Below are 15,282 nucleotides of genomic sequence, written 5' to 3' on the forward strand. Positions count from 1 at the left end.
TTTGGTCAAAGAAAGGGATTTTAGATAATCTTTTCAAAAGCTTATCTAGCATGGCTGATTTTGAATGGGTATTTCTTGATGGTTCTATAGTTAGAGCGCATCAGCATAGTACAGGTGCAGCTACTGAAAGTTCAGAGCAAATAGGAAAAAGTCGCGGGGGCAACTCAACCAAAATTCACTTAGCCGTAGATAGTGGTGGCCTGCCGATTTGCTTTGATTTATCAAAGGGACAACGCCACGATATAGTGCATGCCGAAAGCTTAGTTGAGCAACTCGATGAAGTTAATACCATCGTTTGTGATAAAGGATATGACAGCGAACCTTTCCGTACTTTTGTTAAGTAACGTGGCGGAGAAACGGTAATTGCTAAACGCAATTACGGACAAGATATAGACAAAGACAGTATGGATTGGTGTCTATACAAGTATCGTCACTTGGTCGAAAATGCCTTTGGGAGAATTAAACATTATCGAGCTATTTCAAGTAGGTATGACAAGCTAGAAAGGAATTATGCCAGCATGTTATCGCTGGCATTCATGTTAATGTGGTTACCGATGTATTGTTGAACACGAAATGTACAGCAAAGATCAACACGCCCTAGTGTTTTAGAGATTATCACCCTAGCAATAGGGGATGAGATTAATGTTAGGAGAAAAATGTGTTTCTGTAAGGTGTCGAATAATAGAGATAGGTGGTGAAGACTTATGCGCAGCGCATATCAAGCAAGGTGACACTGATATCTATCTTCAATACACTGTATGGGTAACCAAAGTTCAGCATAGGGTAAAGGTATGGCCAATTGGGAAGGGGTAAGTGAGTTTGTTGCAGTCGCAGAGCGTGAAAGCTTTACTGGTGCGGCGCAGAAGCTCGCTACGTCGGTGGCTCAAATCAGTCGCAGGGTGGCAAACCTCGAAGAGCGTCTCGCAGTGAAACTACTCAATCGAACGACTCGTAAGGTTTCTCTGACAGAGGCGGGGCAACTCTATTATCAACAGTGTAAGTTGCTGGTTGAGGGCTTAGAAATTGCTGAGCTTGCAGTCACGCAGATGCAATCCACACCGAAAGGCTTGTTGAAAGTGACGGCACCCGTGACTTATGGCGAGCGTCAACTCGCCCCAATACTTCACCAGTTCTTAAAGCTTCATCCGCAAGTAGAGTTAGAGCTGATGCTGACTAACCAAAAGCTCGACCTTATTGATTCCGGTGTTGATGTGGCGATTCGTCTTGGTCGCTTAGAAGATTCAAGTCTTGTGGCAAAAAAGCTTTCTCAACGACAACTCTATGTATGTGCAAGCCCTGAATACATTGAACGTTATGGTGAGCCGCATACGCTGTCTGAGCTGACTAATCACCAATGCTTAGTGGGTGGCTTTGAGCATTGGCGTTTTAAAGAAAATGGTCGCCCTCGCTCAGTTCGTGTTAATGGACGAATCAAGTGTAATAGTGGCCTAGCTTTACTAGATGCAGCAAAACAGAGCATTGGCTTGGTGCAATTACCAGAGTACTACGTGAGTGAAGATCTTGATTCAGGTGAGTTGGTTGAGGTGCTGTCTGACTACCGAGACGACAAAGAAGGGATCTGGGCGCTATACCCTCAGAACCGTAACCTGTCTTCAAAGGTTCGCTTGTTAGTCGATTTTCTATCTGAGCAATTGGATTAGTTCTATGACGCCAAGTCATCATAATTTAGTCAGCCAAAATGAACTGATACTCAGTGTGTTCGATACACTTGAGCAGCACTATGGCTATTTTGAATGGTGGCAAAGGAACGATCCTTACGAGATCGTTTTAGGCGCTATTTTGGTTCAAAACACTAATTGGAAGAATGCAGAGAAAGCACTGACTAACTTGGGCGATAAGTGTAATCCAAGGTCAGTAGCAGATATGGAGATCGATGAGCTTGCTCAAAAGATTCGTTCTAGTGGTTACTACAATCAGAAAGCCATTAAGCTTAAGGCCGTGACTGAGTGGTTTGCGAAATATCAATACGATATGTCTGTGGTGCGAGAACAGGATAAGGATCAACTGCGTAAAGAGCTACTGGAAGTCAAAGGAATTGGTGGCGAAACCGCCGACGCGATTCTGGTGTATGCGATAGGTAAGCCATCTTTTGTGATTGATGCGTACGCGAGAAGGATCTTCATTCGCAATGGGTTGGATGTCCCTAAATCGTATGAAAAGTTTCGAGCTTTAATGGAAAACGTGATTTCTCTGGATACAAAAAGGTACGGTTATTATCATGGCTTACTCGTTGAACATGGCCAGCAGTTTTGTAACCCTAAACCAAAGTGTGAACATTGCCCACTGAATCAAGATTGCGTTAAGGCTGGGGTTGGGCCTTAGGTTCTACTCAGTGTCGTTCCTTTTATTCAAACACTCTTAGATAAACAATCGAGCTTCAGAATGATGATTCTGAAGCCCGATTGTATTTGATTAGAGAAGCTTTGAACGTTTCGTAGCGTTTACTTGCTATTTAATCGACCGCAAATGCACTAAACCGTGAAGCGATCTACCAAGTGGTATAGCTCATTGGCGCGGCTGTTTAGGTTTTGGCTGCCTGTACGGTTTTGATTTGCGAGTGATGCCGATTGCGAGCTTTGATCTGATATAACTACAATGCGTTGCGAGATCTCTTGCCCAACAATATTTTGTTGCTCCGTCGCAGTAGCAATTAACGAGTTCATGTCCATGATGGTATCAATCGATGCTTGGATCTTCGCCAGTGCAGCGGCTGCGGCATTCGCTTCTTCCACGGTTTGAGCACTTCGATTTTGACTCGAATCCATGGCTTTTACTGCAGCATCTGAAGCGGCTTTTAACTGTTGAATCATCTTGTGAATGTCACCCGTACTTTCTTGAGTGCGGCTTGCCAGTTTACGAACCTCATCAGCTACCACTGCAAATCCACGTCCTTGTTCACCTGCACGTGCGGCTTCAATCGCAGCATTCAGTGCCAATAAGTTCGTTTGTTCTGCAATGTCTTGAATGACTGTCAGTGAAGACGAGATATTTTGTACATCACCTTCGAGTCTTGATACCACGGTGTTCGCTTCTGATACTTCGCTAGCAAGGCCTGCAACCGAATTTGCAGCAGCATTAACAATCTGTTGAGCTTCTTTAGCGTTAGTTTCTGCCTGTTTAGCTGAATCAGCTGCTTGGCTAGCATTGCTTGAGATCTCTTGCGCTGTCGTGGTCATCTCCGTCATAGCGGTTGCCACTTGCTCCGTTTCTTCGCGCTGACCTGTTGCAATTTCATCAACTTGTGCGGCACGAGAAGACATGCTGGTGGTCTCGGATACAACTTGCTGGCCAACATCACTAACACTTCGAATGATGGTTTGTAGGCTGGCAACAAAGGCATTGAAGTTCTCACTGAGCTTGGTGAACTCTGGCGCTTTGAAATGTTCCATACGAGCCGTTAAATCGGCCTCACCGCTAGCGAAAGCGCTAATCGAGCGATCAAATTGTTCGAGTGGTTGCATGATAGTACGGTTCACGGCGACAGCGAAAACCGCCACTACAAGTGCAATCAAACCACAAAAAATAGTGATGGCAGTGAGTGAGCTTTGCAGTGCGACATTTGAACTCTCTTTCATTTCAGCAATCACCGCGTCGATGTCGTCAGTGTAAAAACCCGTGCCTAGCATTAAATCCCACTGAGGAATGAATATCGAGTAGCTGAGCTTAGGTAGAGCTTCCGATTGGCCAAGTTTTGGAAAGTAGTAAGTGGTGAATTCACCCAATTTTGAATTTTTGATCAGGTCGCGGATTAGATAGTTGCCTTTTTTATCTTGAAGGTCGTAGTAGTTTTTACCAATACCATCATTGTTTTGGCCAACAACAACTCGAACGCCTTTCGAGTCATAACCAAAAATATAGCCAGACTCACCATATTCAAGAGTTTTGAGCGTTGGTAAGGCTTCTTCTAGTGTTGCCCCTTTATCTAAAAATGGGCTGATCGAGGAGTAGGCCATTTGTAGGTATGCTTTGAGTTCTTTTTCTTTCATCGCCATCATATTGCTACGCGTCGATTCTACTTGTTGTGCGGTTAGCTCGGTGCTCTTCATATAAGTCACGCTCATCATCCCAATTGCCATTAGTAACAAGGGAATGAAAGAGAGTATATAAAGGCGGTTTTTGATGGTTAGGGTCATGTCACGCTTCCTGTGCGATTGTCTAATGTAATTCTCAACACATTATTAATGTGGTTTCAAAATGTAAATGGACTTGTTGTTTAATTGTTACCCTAAAACACTTTTGTTTTGTAAATATGATGGTGGTTAGGTTTTAAGGCTATTGAGCCTATGTAATTGCAGGCATGGCGAGAGATCGGTAACTCTGTTTCCGTGCTTTTGAATTCGACGCTGCTTTGTTAGAATGCGACGCTTTGTAGCACCCTGCTATGTCTATTCGTTAAGTGAGAAAGATTCATGAACAAAAGCCATGTGACTATTGGTTTAACCAACCCAAAGAGCCCGACAAACGTTGGCGCGGTTATGCGTGCGGCGGGTTGCTACCAAGTCGACGAAGTTAAATACACAGGGCAACGCTACGACAAGGCTGCAAAATTTCACACCGATACCAAGAGTGCAACGCGCACTATCCCGCTGACTAGTGTCGAGTCATTTTTAGATAACCTTGATACAGAAACACAGATTGTGTGTGTAGAACTAGCAGAGGGTGCGACACCGCTGCCGCGTTTTAAACACCCGGAAAATGCTATCTATATCTTTGGCCCTGAAGACGGTTCTATTTCTCAAGATGTTGCAGACCGAGCTGACCACGTTGTGTATGTACCAACGGTAGGCTGTATGAATCTAGCTGCGACGGTCAACGTGCTACTTTATGATCGCCTTGCTAAGTCAGATGAAATGGACGAGAGCAACGAGTTGATTAAGAAAAGCCGTGATAACCGTAATCACCTACTAGTAAAGTAGGGATTGAGGTGGTGTCATTAAATACCCGGTCTCGTTAATATCCCATATCAATTAAAGAAAGCCCCTTATTCATATAACTAAGGGGCATTTTATTTGGATTTTAACGGAGGTTAGTTGTGACTACTCCGCACATTTGGAAGCCATAATTTGCAGTGGTTGCCCTGCATCATCGAATTGTAAGCTCCATACATACTGCCCTGCATTACGAATAGTCACTGCGGTATCTTGTCCGTAACCACCTTTAGTTAATGAGTTAAGTTGTCCTAATTTTAGGTTGAGCCCTTCAGCTGTAAATTGTGGAGACCAAGCTTTAGACGCGTATTGCATGCGATAGCTGCCCGGTTTTTCAGTGGTGACGACTTGGTAAGTGTTGTCACCTTTATATTCAAACTCTCGTTGACCCACGTGTTTCCAACCTGAATCAGCAAAATTGCCAACCACATAAAGCGGGCTCGAAATAGGGCCTTCGGCTTTTATTGTTGGATTGTCACATTGAGCCATGAAGCCTTGTCCAACTTCATTTCCTGTCGCTAGTATCGCCGCAATTGGCCCTTTTTCACTTGGCTTTGTTATCGACAAGAAACGAGCTTCAAATGGGCTTAGAACGATAGAGTAGTGGCCATCAATAGCTGAGATCGATTGCTTGGATTCAATATCCGTCAGATCAGCTATGGAGCCGACTTTTTCTTTGGTTAGTTTTATGGTTTGTTCTTTGTTGGTAACGTTCACTGCGTAGACAACAGCATCGCCTTCATAGGCTTTGTGATCGACATAGGCGACATCATTGGCCATCAGGTTTGTACGTTTACCTTGTGATAGAGCGGGGTGCGTTTCTCTCAGTTTCATCAAGTTTGTCACGTATTGCTTTAAGTCTTTTTCGTGCGCATTGAGTTGGGCTGTGACACCTTCTACTTTACCGCTAGTACGGGCTACGTGATCATCACACAGACCATTAATTGCACAGTCATCAGTCCATACTTTGTCTGCAAAACCTTCTAGTTGATCGCCTATTTCGTCCCCATAGTAGGTGGTTATTGGGCCGGTATAAGCTGCTTGGAATGAAAATGCCGCTTTATAGCGCTGCCAATACTCTTTGTCTTGTGGAGAAGCGATATCACCGCGCTGTAATAAGTCACCAAAGCGCACAAGGTCATGGTTACCGATCATTAAATTTGGCTTTGCGTGGTCTGGGTATAACGAATGTAAAGACATGCCTTCTGCAAGCCACTCTCCACCTTTGTTCCCCACGCCAGCTTCGTTTACAGCAAAGGTTTCCGTCAGGCGGTAGCGCATAGGGAAATCAAACGCAGAACATAAGGCCGGTGCTTCATTTGAACCGTAGCCTGTTTCAATAATGCGGTTCTCACCTGCCCAAATTTCCGCGACCATATAACCCAGAGGGTTCACGGTTTTACCTTCGCTGTTTACGTATTCGACTTGAGAAGAAGCGGTGTCTACCGTTTCTCTGATTTGACTCCAAGCTTCTTTTGGCACTTGATAAGCTTGATCTAAGCGCCAACCATCAATTTTGAGTTCTTTGATCCAATACTCGGCAACTTCTTGATAGAAGGCTAGGCTCTCAGGGTATGAGACTGGATTATCCTCTCCTTGGGGCAGCTTACCTGTTGGTGACGGCACTACGTTTTTTTTGTGGTGGCCAAATACGCCATCAAAGAAGACATATAGCCCTCGAGCATGCGCTTCTTCAACTAAGGTTTTAGCTTCTTCCATCGTTCCGAATCTCGGATCGATATTGAAATAATCAGTGGCAAAATAACCGGTAGCATCCAGTCTATCAGCCCAATGGTCTTGGTTTTCGATAGGCTCTGAATTAAAGATTGGGGTTAGCCAAATGCCGTTCATGCCAAGAGATTCAATGTAATCAAGTGAGTCGATAATACCTTGGATGTCTCCGTTATGGTGACTGGTTCCATAGCCTGTACCATGACCAATTGAGTCATCGCCACTGACAAAGCTTTCGACCATCACTTGATAGATCCTCAAGTCATTCACGTCGGCATTGGTATTCGTTTGGCATTGGTATGCTGTTGGTTCTTGAACTGATTCAGGTGCAGATTGGCAACCTGCAAGTAGGATGGCGGTAACGGCCAACGCGGTATTGGATAGAGAAAGTTTCACGTAAAGGTCCTTATTATGATTTAACCTATTATTCACCATCCTGATATTCTATAAATCCTCCGTTAAATAGTGGCAATAGGAGTAGACGGTAGGCTGAGAGACTGAGGTCACAATATGTGGCTAATTTCTTATACATATTATGATGAAGTGCTGATTTTTGAGTCGGAACGAGATTTGTACAGGAAGATATTTTTATGCGGTATGTAAACAGCCTTGTTGAGATTAAGTCATTATCTGTTTCTAATGTTATCTATCCCGTAAACAATCGGATATTATCTGAGCTCATCACCAGAGAATTGAAGGGCTAGATAACACCATGGAAGACAAGCAATTACTTGCGGCGCTGCAACAACACCCTGTCCTCGATTTATATCAGTTATTCCAAGAAGTTGGTCAAAACCGCTCTCTGTATGCATTGCTAGAGAGGTTGTCTTCCCTTAAAGAACACCACCAACTGAGCACTCGCCTCAGTCCTTTTAAGCCTCATATCGAAGGTTTGTTGGCTCAATTCGATAGCACCACACAGGATAGTGACATCCTCAAGGCGGTCGCTATTCAATCTGAGATTCAGCAGCGAGGCCACAGCATGAGCCGTTACATCATGACATCGGACAATCATCGTCATTTTTCCCCAAATGCAGACCTAGTGATGTTTGGTGATTCGATCACCGAATGGGCCCCGTGGGCGGATATTTTTCGGGATGTTTCGATGGTCAATCGCGGCTTAGCCGGTGATACCACAACGGGCATGTTGCGTCGTATTGATACCACGTTGAATGTGAAGCCGAAGCTGGTGTGTTTTATGGCAGGGATAAACGATTTAGCGCAGGGTTATGATGTCGAACATATCTACCAGAACTACATTGATATGCTTGAGGTGTGGCAAGAAAACGAAATTCGAATCTTGGCGCAATCAACGCTTTATGTTGGCTCTAAACTGCAAGGTTTGAATTCGTCGGTTGAACTACTCAATAGCAAGATAAGCGAGTACTGTTCTCTGCAAGGCATTGCGTTCTTAGATGTGAATTCTGTATTGTCACCTAATAAGCTTTTATCGAATGAATACTCATGTGATGACTTGCATTTGAATGCGAAGGCTTACCAAGCTTGGGCTGAGGTTCTTCAACCTACGATAGCTGAGTTACTAAAATAAACTCACGCAAATAGCCAAGTAGATAAATAGACAGCTAGTTTGACAGCTTAGCTAATACAAGAAAAGCCAAACCCTAGACTTGTTTCGCGAACCATAAGGACATCAATGTGAACCTAAGACAGTTGGAAGTCTTTTACGCCATTATGCAAACCGGAACCGTATCTGGGGCTGCGCGTAATCTGCATGTGTCACAACCTAATGTGACTCGTATTCTGGCACACACAGAGCAACAACTTGGGTTTGGATTGTTCGAGCGTGTCAAAGGTCGGTTGGTGCCAACGGTAGAGGCAAAAACCTTACTGCCCGAAGCGGAAAAGGTGTATCAGCAATTGGGTCAATTTCGATCTCTGACCAACAAAGTGAAGCAAGGACATCAGCATTTACGCATTGGTGCGCCGCCGATACTGGCGACCAAATTGCTGACTCCGGTAATAGCCCAAATGTCTCGTGAACAAGAGCTCTCTTTTGAGTTGCTGACTGCAAACCGTGATGAACTTTGTGCTGGGCTATTAAAGCATGAGCTTGATATTGCTATCGCGTTTGGGGACGAAACACCGCCTGCTATATTAAGTGAAACACTCTTAACTGAATCCCTCAAGGTTCTGGTTCCTTTCAGCACCGTTGAACAGTTACCGACGGAATTAACCCTTGATGACCTGATCAATTATCCCTTGCCAATCATCGGACTCGATAGCCGCGATCCATTAGGCCTCCTGTTACATCAAAGCCTTATTGCGCGAGATGAGCATTATCACCATCCAATATCTGTGCGTGGATATAGCGCGGCGGCGGAACTGGTGAAGCACCAAGCGGGGTTTGCGATTGTGGATCCGTGGACGGCAGAGCAGTATCAAAATGACGATGCGGTCTGTGTGTTACCACTTCAACCAGACATCCAATTTTCGGTATCGATGCTTTGTGCAGAGCACACCCCTCAGTCGATTTCCGTTAAGCAATTTATCGCTTCATTGAAGAGTCATACGCACCCTATAACTTAAGGTTATAGGCTCGCCATAAATAGGTATTCGCCAGCTTCTAAGTTCTTAATTAAAGTAAATCCATACAAGGACTTATTAATTAGGAATGCTCATGTCTATCGCTCAGCCTTATCTTCTTTTTCTCGGGGATGTTACCGACCCACTTGCAGCAAAAACAGCTCGTGGTATTCATCAATGGCGACCAGAAATTTGCCTAGGTCAGCTTCGCTTAACAGACGATACTGTTTCACTTGGCTTAATGGACATGACCTTACAAGAGGCGCAAGCACGGGGCGCGAAAACGCTAGTGATTGGCACGGCAAACCCAGGTGGTGTTATTCCTGACTCTTGGCAGCCAACCATAATGGCAGCTGCAGAAATGGGATTTGAGATTGCATCTGGCATGCACCAACGACTGAGTGAATTTTCACCGCTTGCTGACATGCAGCAGCGAGGATTGGCTAAGCTTCATGATGTACGCCACTTTGATGGTGTTCTTAATGTTGGTAATGGCAAGCCTCGACAGGGTAAACGCCTTCTCACGGTCGGAACCGATTGCTCAATAGGCAAAATGTTCTCGGCACTGGCGATAGAGAAATCCCTCAAAGAAGCGGGGACGTCAGCTCAGTTTAAAGCGACAGGGCAGACGGGTATCTTGATTGAAGGTAGCGGGATTTCGATTGATGCTGTGGTGGCGGATTTCATTTCCGGCGCGGTTGAAGCGATTAGCCCCGATTTTACTGGCCACGATTGGGACATCATTGAAGGCCAAGGTTCGTTGTTCAATCCGTCTTTTGCAGGCGTGAGTTTAGGGTTATTGCATGGCGCACAAGCTGATGCTTTGGTGCTATGTCACGAAGTAGGGCGACCACATATTCGTAATCTTCCTCATGCCAAATTACCAACGATTGAACATACCATTGAAGCTAACTTGCAAGCCGCGCGATTGACGAATCCAGAGGTGAAACTGGTCGGTATCTGTTTAAACACATCGGCGATTAGCATTGAAGATGCTGAGACATTGTGCCAAGAATGGACCACACTCTATCAAGTACCCGTGACGGACCCGGTTCGTTTTGGTGTACAACACATTACTGATCATTTGCGACATTCACTTTAACGACTTCATCATTTCTACGTTTCCATTTGTTAAAGCGAACATCAACCGAGTGAAATTATGAAGATTACAGCAGAACCCATTACTATCGCGATGCAAACGCCTTTTCGCATCTCTCGTGGCAGCCGAACTGAGTGTCACGTTGTTCGTGTTTACATTGAACATGGTGGCAAACAAGCTCAGGGCGAATGTACGCCTTACCCACGATACGGCGAGTCATCGGAGTCTGTGTTAGCGCAAATTCAACAAGCGTCTAGTGCCCTTGAAGCTATGTTTAAACGAGGCGTTACCGATCCCGCAGAGCTAAGAGATCATCTTCAGTCTTTATTGACTGGAGGAGCAGCGCGAAATGCGGTCGATTGTGCGCTTTGGGATTTTGAAGCGCAGCAGAACGAACAGACGTTTCCAAATAGCTTGTTTGGGTTACCTGCTCAAATCGTTACTGCAATGACAGTCTCCATTGGCACACCGGAAGCGATGGCGACACAAGCTCGAGATTATGTGGCGAATGGTGCGAAACTTCTAAAAGTGAAGCTTGATGGCGAGCAGGTAGTAGAGCGTGTTCGTGCAGTGCGAGAAGCGGCGCAGGATGTTCAGATTGTACTGGATGCCAATGAAGCGTGGACAGGGTTGAATCTCGAAGAGTTGTTCAATCAACTTACTGAGTTTGATATCGCGATGATCGAGCAACCTTTACCGCAACAACATGATGCGTCACTGGCACACATCAATCACCCGATCCCACTGTGTGCTGATGAAAGCTGTCATACCACTTCTCAGCTGTCTTCGCTGTTGGGCAAGTATGAGATGGTCAACATCAAGCTCGATAAAACGGGTGGTTTGACCGAAGCATTGGTACTTGCTGAAGAAGCTCAAAGGCTCGGCTTTGCTCTGATGTCTGGTTGTATGCTAAGCACCTCATTGGCGATGCGAGCGGCGCTGCCTATTGCGGTTCAATCTGAAATCGTCGACCTTGATGGCCCTGTATTACTTGGGCAAGATGTTTCGCCAGCACTGACTTATCGAGATGGGATGATCATTCTTTAAGGTGAGTTAGCGTTCAGTATTGATGATGCAGGCTATAGGTAGGCACGCGAACTTTTGGACAAAACCTACTTAGAGATTCAGCTCTATAGATTGTCTTCGGATAACGTCTAGTATTGCAAATGGTTGTAGGGATACTTTGCCTAGCTCTTACTAGATGGCCAAGTTCAACGTACCACTACAAAGTAAGCAACTGGTGAGGTAGGTAAGAAATGAAGAAATCTTCTCTTGCATATAGCACCCACAAAAAAGCGCCGCTTTCACAATAGAAAGTGGCGCTTCAATTTAAATTTATGACCAGAAACAACAAAGCCCCATCGAATAGATGAGGCTCTGGAACATGATAACTCTGCAATTTTAAGGGAGAGTGTCAATGCCCATCAACCAAACGCATAAACTATTAGACATCCATCACTAATAACAATCAAAGGTTCCGCTAAAATTCGATGTATATCGCAAGTTTGAATTGGATGTAGCTTGCTTCGATAGTTATGTTCCTCAAAGGAATTGAACCATGTTTAAGAATGGAATCTTAGCATCGCTGTGTGTCATAGGACTCTCGGCTTGCAGCTCTAGTCAACTCACTGTTTTTGATGGGTTAACCTACACTGCGGAAAATGAAGGTGGGTACGATGACCCTATCCGATTTTATCCCTTACAAACAACGCAAGTAAGCCTAGATGGTCAATTGAACTATAAAATTGGTGACCTGTGCTATGCAGATAGAAACCGTTCACCTATGACCGCCAACTGCTTGGCTGACAGCCTTCGAAACTCTCAATTCGAAGCCTCTGTAATTGTCCATAATTACCCACTTGACGATGATTCTAAAGCGAATAAAGCAAAAAATGCTAAAGGGGAACCAGTACCGAGTGAAATAACAGATGTTAATGGGGAAAACAAAGATAGCGTTCCTGTCGATGTGAAAACCGCAGCACTTGATCTAACAAATGCCCTCAGTGCAACAACCCTAACTTTAGCGACATGTAAGGATGACGCTGAATGTGCGAAAGATATCGAGACCAATCGAAAAGCAATCAATAAAGCTAACGACGACCTTCAAAAAGCCACGAGTGAAGTCAACGTTCGTGTTTACAATTGGAGCGATAATGTGTCGGCATCTGGCTCTAACAAGAGCAAGAACGTAGCGGCTTCGAGTGAGAAAAAAACAGAAGGTTACACCATTGTATCGGGATACAAAGTATTTGAATTGAGAATGAAGTGTATAGATGAAAGTCGTATCTCAGCCGAAAAATCAGATCACTTGAAAGTCGTTACCAAACTAATCTCGGCTGATTCAATTTCATTTATCAATACTCAATCTAAATTAAACAAACTTAAGTTAAAACTAGACGCAGCTGACATTAAAAATGCTTCGACGGCATTTATCAAAGAGTTGGCAGCACTTGAAGTGGCTCTCCAATCTGCTAGCACTATATCGAGCATGGCTAAGCTCCATAAAGAAAGCACTAAACCCTACTCGTTGTACAAATCAAATAGTGAGAAACCCTCTGTAATAGCGAAGAACGCTTTGAAAAAGGCGCAGAACTCTAAGGGACATTCTGATAAACAATCAACTGAAGCTAGTAACGCTTTAGAAGCTGCTAGGAAAAACGCTGAGAACGCTAGTACAGCGAGAGATAGTGCTTTGGGCACTGTTAAGAAATTGAATGCGGAAGAAACAACTACAGATGAAGAACTAACTTTAGCCATACGCAAAGTAGTTGATGTAGAAATCGAGCTAAACAATGCAAAAGAGAAGCTTGAAGAAGCAAAATCAAAAGAAAAAGCTGCTAAGCAGTCAGTAAAAACTTCAAACGCTAACCTTAGAATTGCTGAGGATAATAACAATTTCGCTATGAATATAGTTCAGAACTATGAGAAATCTGTACAAACTATAATAGACAACTCTAAGGGTGTCGAAGAATCTATGCCTTTAGAGCGCTCGGTATACCTAGCTGTGCTAACCGATCTAGATGATCTTAAAGAGCACTTTCCCGCTTGCTCTGAGACACCAAAAACCAAGTAGTCACAGGGGAGAAGGTCACCATATAGAACATCCTTAGCCCCTTCCAAAGTTTAATTAATTACTTTAAAAGGTAAGCCAATTTAGTCCCGTCAAAATCCCTCGGTAGTTAACGTAATGACAAAGTCGCTTGGTAGTTACGATACGACAGAATTGCTTGGTGATCACAGGGCGGATCTGAGGTAGCCGTGATAGCTAACTAATTTCTGGACAAAAATACGTTAGAGTTTAAGTTCTAATACGCTCGATATGGGTTAGAAAAAGGGCTCTTCTCCGCTTAGATGAGCTTGATTTCTGGGTAAAAGGTAGAGTGAGTTTCTAGGATTGAGGTTTGTCTAATCTTCAATTTAAAGTAATCAGTATCCCTTACTCCTCGGGCTCTCCGCCTAAGAAGGCCTATCGATACATTCCCAGCTTCAACTCGGGCATTCGTCAGCCTATATTTTGCATAATTGCAGATCCCAACTCTTCTCTCCCAAAGCGCATCTGCAAAGTTGATGAGAGATAAGATCCTTGTATTTTTAGCAAGCTGGCACCACGCATCAAGCGCTGCGATCATCAAGTCAAAATCACGTTCATTCCATAAGGCTTGCAGTTGCTCTTTGAGCATATAAATAGTACAAAGTGTCTTATTGCTTTCAAGTAAATCATCCAGCCTATCTGACTGCTTATCGCTTAATTTCGGCGCATTTTTGAGGAGTAAAAATAGCGTCCCCTTAAGCATTTTTTTCTCGTCATGCGTTCCTCTCCTAAACGCTTTATTACGCTCTTTCCTTATCAGAAGAGAGTAGTTCTGCATAACGTGAAACCGGTCAAAAACGATGTCTGCATTCGGAAGAGCCTTTCTCACCGCTGATTGGTAAGATTGGCCCATATCCATTGATACAGCTTGGATGCCGTCTCTCGTTTGTGGTGATAATTGTTCAAAAAAGTTGATGAGTACGTTTGAAGTCCGTCCATGATCAACCCAGATAAGTTGTCCTGAAACCAGATCATAAACAACGGTCATATAGTCATGGCCTTTAGCCCTGGCGACTTCATCAACGCCAATATGAACAAGGTTGGTCAACTTCTTAGGCTCTAAAGCGGGCAAGGTAGATAACAGAAATGCTTTATCGATATTTTTCACGGTTTCCCAACGAATGTCTAAATGCTTAGACAATGCATGGATGCTCATATAGCGGCATAGCCCACTAATAAAGTGACAGAATCTCTTGGTATAGCGACCACCCTTATCAACAAAATCAGTGGCTTCAATCAATCTTCGGCCGAGCTTATCTCTCGTCTGAGCCAGTTCAATTTCTATTACGCAAGGGCGACCACTGACAGGTAAATCTGACAGGCGACGTTGAACATAGTGGTCGACGGTACGCGGTACGCGGTGCTCCAGTCTCAGGGTCAACGACTTTACAGCGTCTGTCTCGCTTGCATTTGACGAGTACTGAATGAGTGCACTCTTCGAGCGTTACAGACTGTACGGATTGACCTTTAAAATTAAATAGAGCGGAAGATAATAACGACAAACTACAACACTAAGATATAAGAGGGGAAGTGATTATAAATCAACGTATTACTGGTTTTATTGTTAATTTATAGACTCATCTAAGTGGAGAAGAGCCTCTGAAGTATTGCAAACCCTTGCATTGGTTGTCAGAGTGGAAATATAATTGACGTTTTACTTCTCTGGTTATGTTGAGTCTTGTAACGGTTTCCATTCTGCAGTTTACAGGTGAGAAAAACCAGCATATAAGGGTGTTTGGGTTCACATCAACTTGCGCAGTTGAAAAGAAGATCTTGCGTATCTCTTTTCAGCCTATTGTGCTAAATAGTGATTTTAGGGTGTGATGGAAGTAGTAGATATTTAGTTCAACGTTGTTATCAGTAAATGG

Annotated in this window: 10 protein-coding genes and 2 pseudogenes; 9 read left to right on the forward strand and 3 right to left on the reverse strand. The window is 44.1% G+C overall.

The window, feature by feature from the left end; translation table 11 throughout:
- The 3 genes and pseudogenes from ED652_RS18250 to ED652_RS18260 form a co-directional block, all read left to right on the forward strand.
- Positions 1-566: pseudogene (locus ED652_RS18250) on the forward strand (IS5 family transposase); the annotation flags it as partial.
- Positions 567-791: 225 nt separating this feature from the next.
- Positions 792-1,661 (forward strand): LysR family transcriptional regulator, encoded by an 870-nt coding sequence (locus ED652_RS18255; RefSeq protein ID WP_017108426.1) that lies wholly within the window; start codon positions 792-794, stop codon positions 1,659-1,661.
- A 4-nt stretch (positions 1,662-1,665) separates the two neighbouring features.
- Positions 1,666-2,343: an endonuclease III domain-containing protein gene (locus tag ED652_RS18260; protein ID WP_122055720.1), complete on the forward strand. Its 678-nt coding sequence runs from the start codon at positions 1,666-1,668 to the stop codon at positions 2,341-2,343.
- A 149-nt stretch (positions 2,344-2,492) separates the two neighbouring features.
- On the opposite strand, the gene ED652_RS18265 is transcribed toward ED652_RS18260, so the two are convergent.
- Positions 2,493-4,154, reverse strand: coding sequence for a methyl-accepting chemotaxis protein (locus ED652_RS18265; protein WP_122055721.1), 1,662 nt, complete (start codon positions 4,152-4,154; stop codon positions 2,493-2,495).
- A 276-nt stretch (positions 4,155-4,430) separates the two neighbouring features.
- Between ED652_RS18265 and ED652_RS18270 the strand changes: the two genes are divergently transcribed.
- Positions 4,431-4,937, forward strand: a complete 507-nt coding sequence (locus tag ED652_RS18270; RefSeq protein WP_122055722.1) for an RNA methyltransferase — start codon at positions 4,431-4,433, stop codon at positions 4,935-4,937.
- A 120-nt stretch (positions 4,938-5,057) separates the two neighbouring features.
- Here ED652_RS18270 and ED652_RS18275 read toward each other — a convergent pair whose 3' ends face one another.
- Positions 5,058-7,115 (reverse strand): alpha-amylase family glycosyl hydrolase, encoded by a 2,058-nt coding sequence (locus ED652_RS18275; RefSeq protein ID WP_122055723.1) that lies wholly within the window; start codon positions 7,113-7,115, stop codon positions 5,058-5,060.
- 277 nt (positions 7,116-7,392) lie between these two features.
- Here ED652_RS18275 and ED652_RS18280 point away from each other — a divergent pair, with 277 nt between their 5' ends.
- The 5 genes from ED652_RS18280 (at position 7,393) to ED652_RS18300 (ending at position 13,396) form a co-directional block, all read left to right on the forward strand.
- On the forward strand, positions 7,393-8,229 hold the full coding sequence (locus ED652_RS18280) for an SGNH/GDSL hydrolase family protein (RefSeq protein ID WP_122055724.1): 837 nt from the start codon (positions 7,393-7,395) through the stop codon (positions 8,227-8,229).
- 107 nt (positions 8,230-8,336) lie between these two features.
- Positions 8,337-9,227 carry a LysR family transcriptional regulator gene (locus ED652_RS18285; protein ID WP_122055725.1) on the forward strand — a complete coding sequence of 297 codons (891 nt, stop codon included), beginning with the start codon at positions 8,337-8,339 and terminating at the stop codon, positions 9,225-9,227.
- Between the two features lie 91 nt (positions 9,228-9,318).
- The gene (gene dgcN / locus ED652_RS18290; RefSeq protein ID WP_122055726.1) at positions 9,319-10,326 is read left to right on the forward strand and encodes an N-acetyltransferase DgcN; all 1,008 of its coding nucleotides are present in this window, start codon (positions 9,319-9,321) and stop codon (positions 10,324-10,326) included.
- 57 nt (positions 10,327-10,383) lie between these two features.
- Positions 10,384-11,370: an N-acetyl-D-Glu racemase DgcA gene (dgcA, locus tag ED652_RS18295; RefSeq protein WP_122055727.1), complete on the forward strand. Its 987-nt coding sequence runs from the start codon at positions 10,384-10,386 to the stop codon at positions 11,368-11,370.
- A 511-nt stretch (positions 11,371-11,881) separates the two neighbouring features.
- Positions 11,882-13,396, forward strand: coding sequence for a hypothetical protein (locus tag ED652_RS18300; protein WP_065101378.1), 1,515 nt, complete (start codon positions 11,882-11,884; stop codon positions 13,394-13,396).
- Positions 13,397-13,670: 274 nt separating this feature from the next.
- Here the strand turns inward: ED652_RS18300 and ED652_RS18305 are convergent.
- Positions 13,671-14,916 (reverse strand): annotated as a pseudogene (locus tag ED652_RS18305) (ISL3 family transposase).
- Between the last annotated feature and the right edge of the window lie 366 nt (positions 14,917-15,282).

This window comes from Vibrio sp. Evd11 (assembly GCF_900382755.1).
GTDB lineage: Bacteria > Pseudomonadota > Gammaproteobacteria > Enterobacterales > Vibrionaceae > Vibrio > Vibrio lentus.

Excerpts from the sequence above, each read along its gene's own strand:
- ED652_RS18255 (WP_017108426.1), top strand. The coding sequence starts at position 792 with ATGGCCAATTGGGAAGGGGTAAGTGAGTTTGTTGCAGTCGCAGAGCGT.
- ED652_RS18260 (WP_122055720.1), top strand. The coding sequence starts at position 1,666 with ATGACGCCAAGTCATCATAATTTAGTCAGCCAAAATGAACTGATACTC.
- ED652_RS18265 (WP_122055721.1), bottom strand. The coding sequence starts at position 4,154 with ATGACCCTAACCATCAAAAACCGCCTTTATATACTCTCTTTCATTCCC.
- ED652_RS18270 (WP_122055722.1), top strand. The coding sequence starts at position 4,431 with ATGAACAAAAGCCATGTGACTATTGGTTTAACCAACCCAAAGAGCCCG.
- ED652_RS18275 (WP_122055723.1), bottom strand. The coding sequence starts at position 7,115 with ATGGTGAATAATAGGTTAAATCATAATAAGGACCTTTACGTGAAACTT.
- ED652_RS18280 (WP_122055724.1), top strand. The coding sequence starts at position 7,393 with ATGGAAGACAAGCAATTACTTGCGGCGCTGCAACAACACCCTGTCCTC.
- dgcN (WP_122055726.1), top strand. The coding sequence starts at position 9,319 with ATGTCTATCGCTCAGCCTTATCTTCTTTTTCTCGGGGATGTTACCGAC.
- dgcA (WP_122055727.1), top strand. The coding sequence starts at position 10,384 with ATGAAGATTACAGCAGAACCCATTACTATCGCGATGCAAACGCCTTTT.
- ED652_RS18300 (WP_065101378.1), top strand. The coding sequence starts at position 11,882 with ATGTTTAAGAATGGAATCTTAGCATCGCTGTGTGTCATAGGACTCTCG.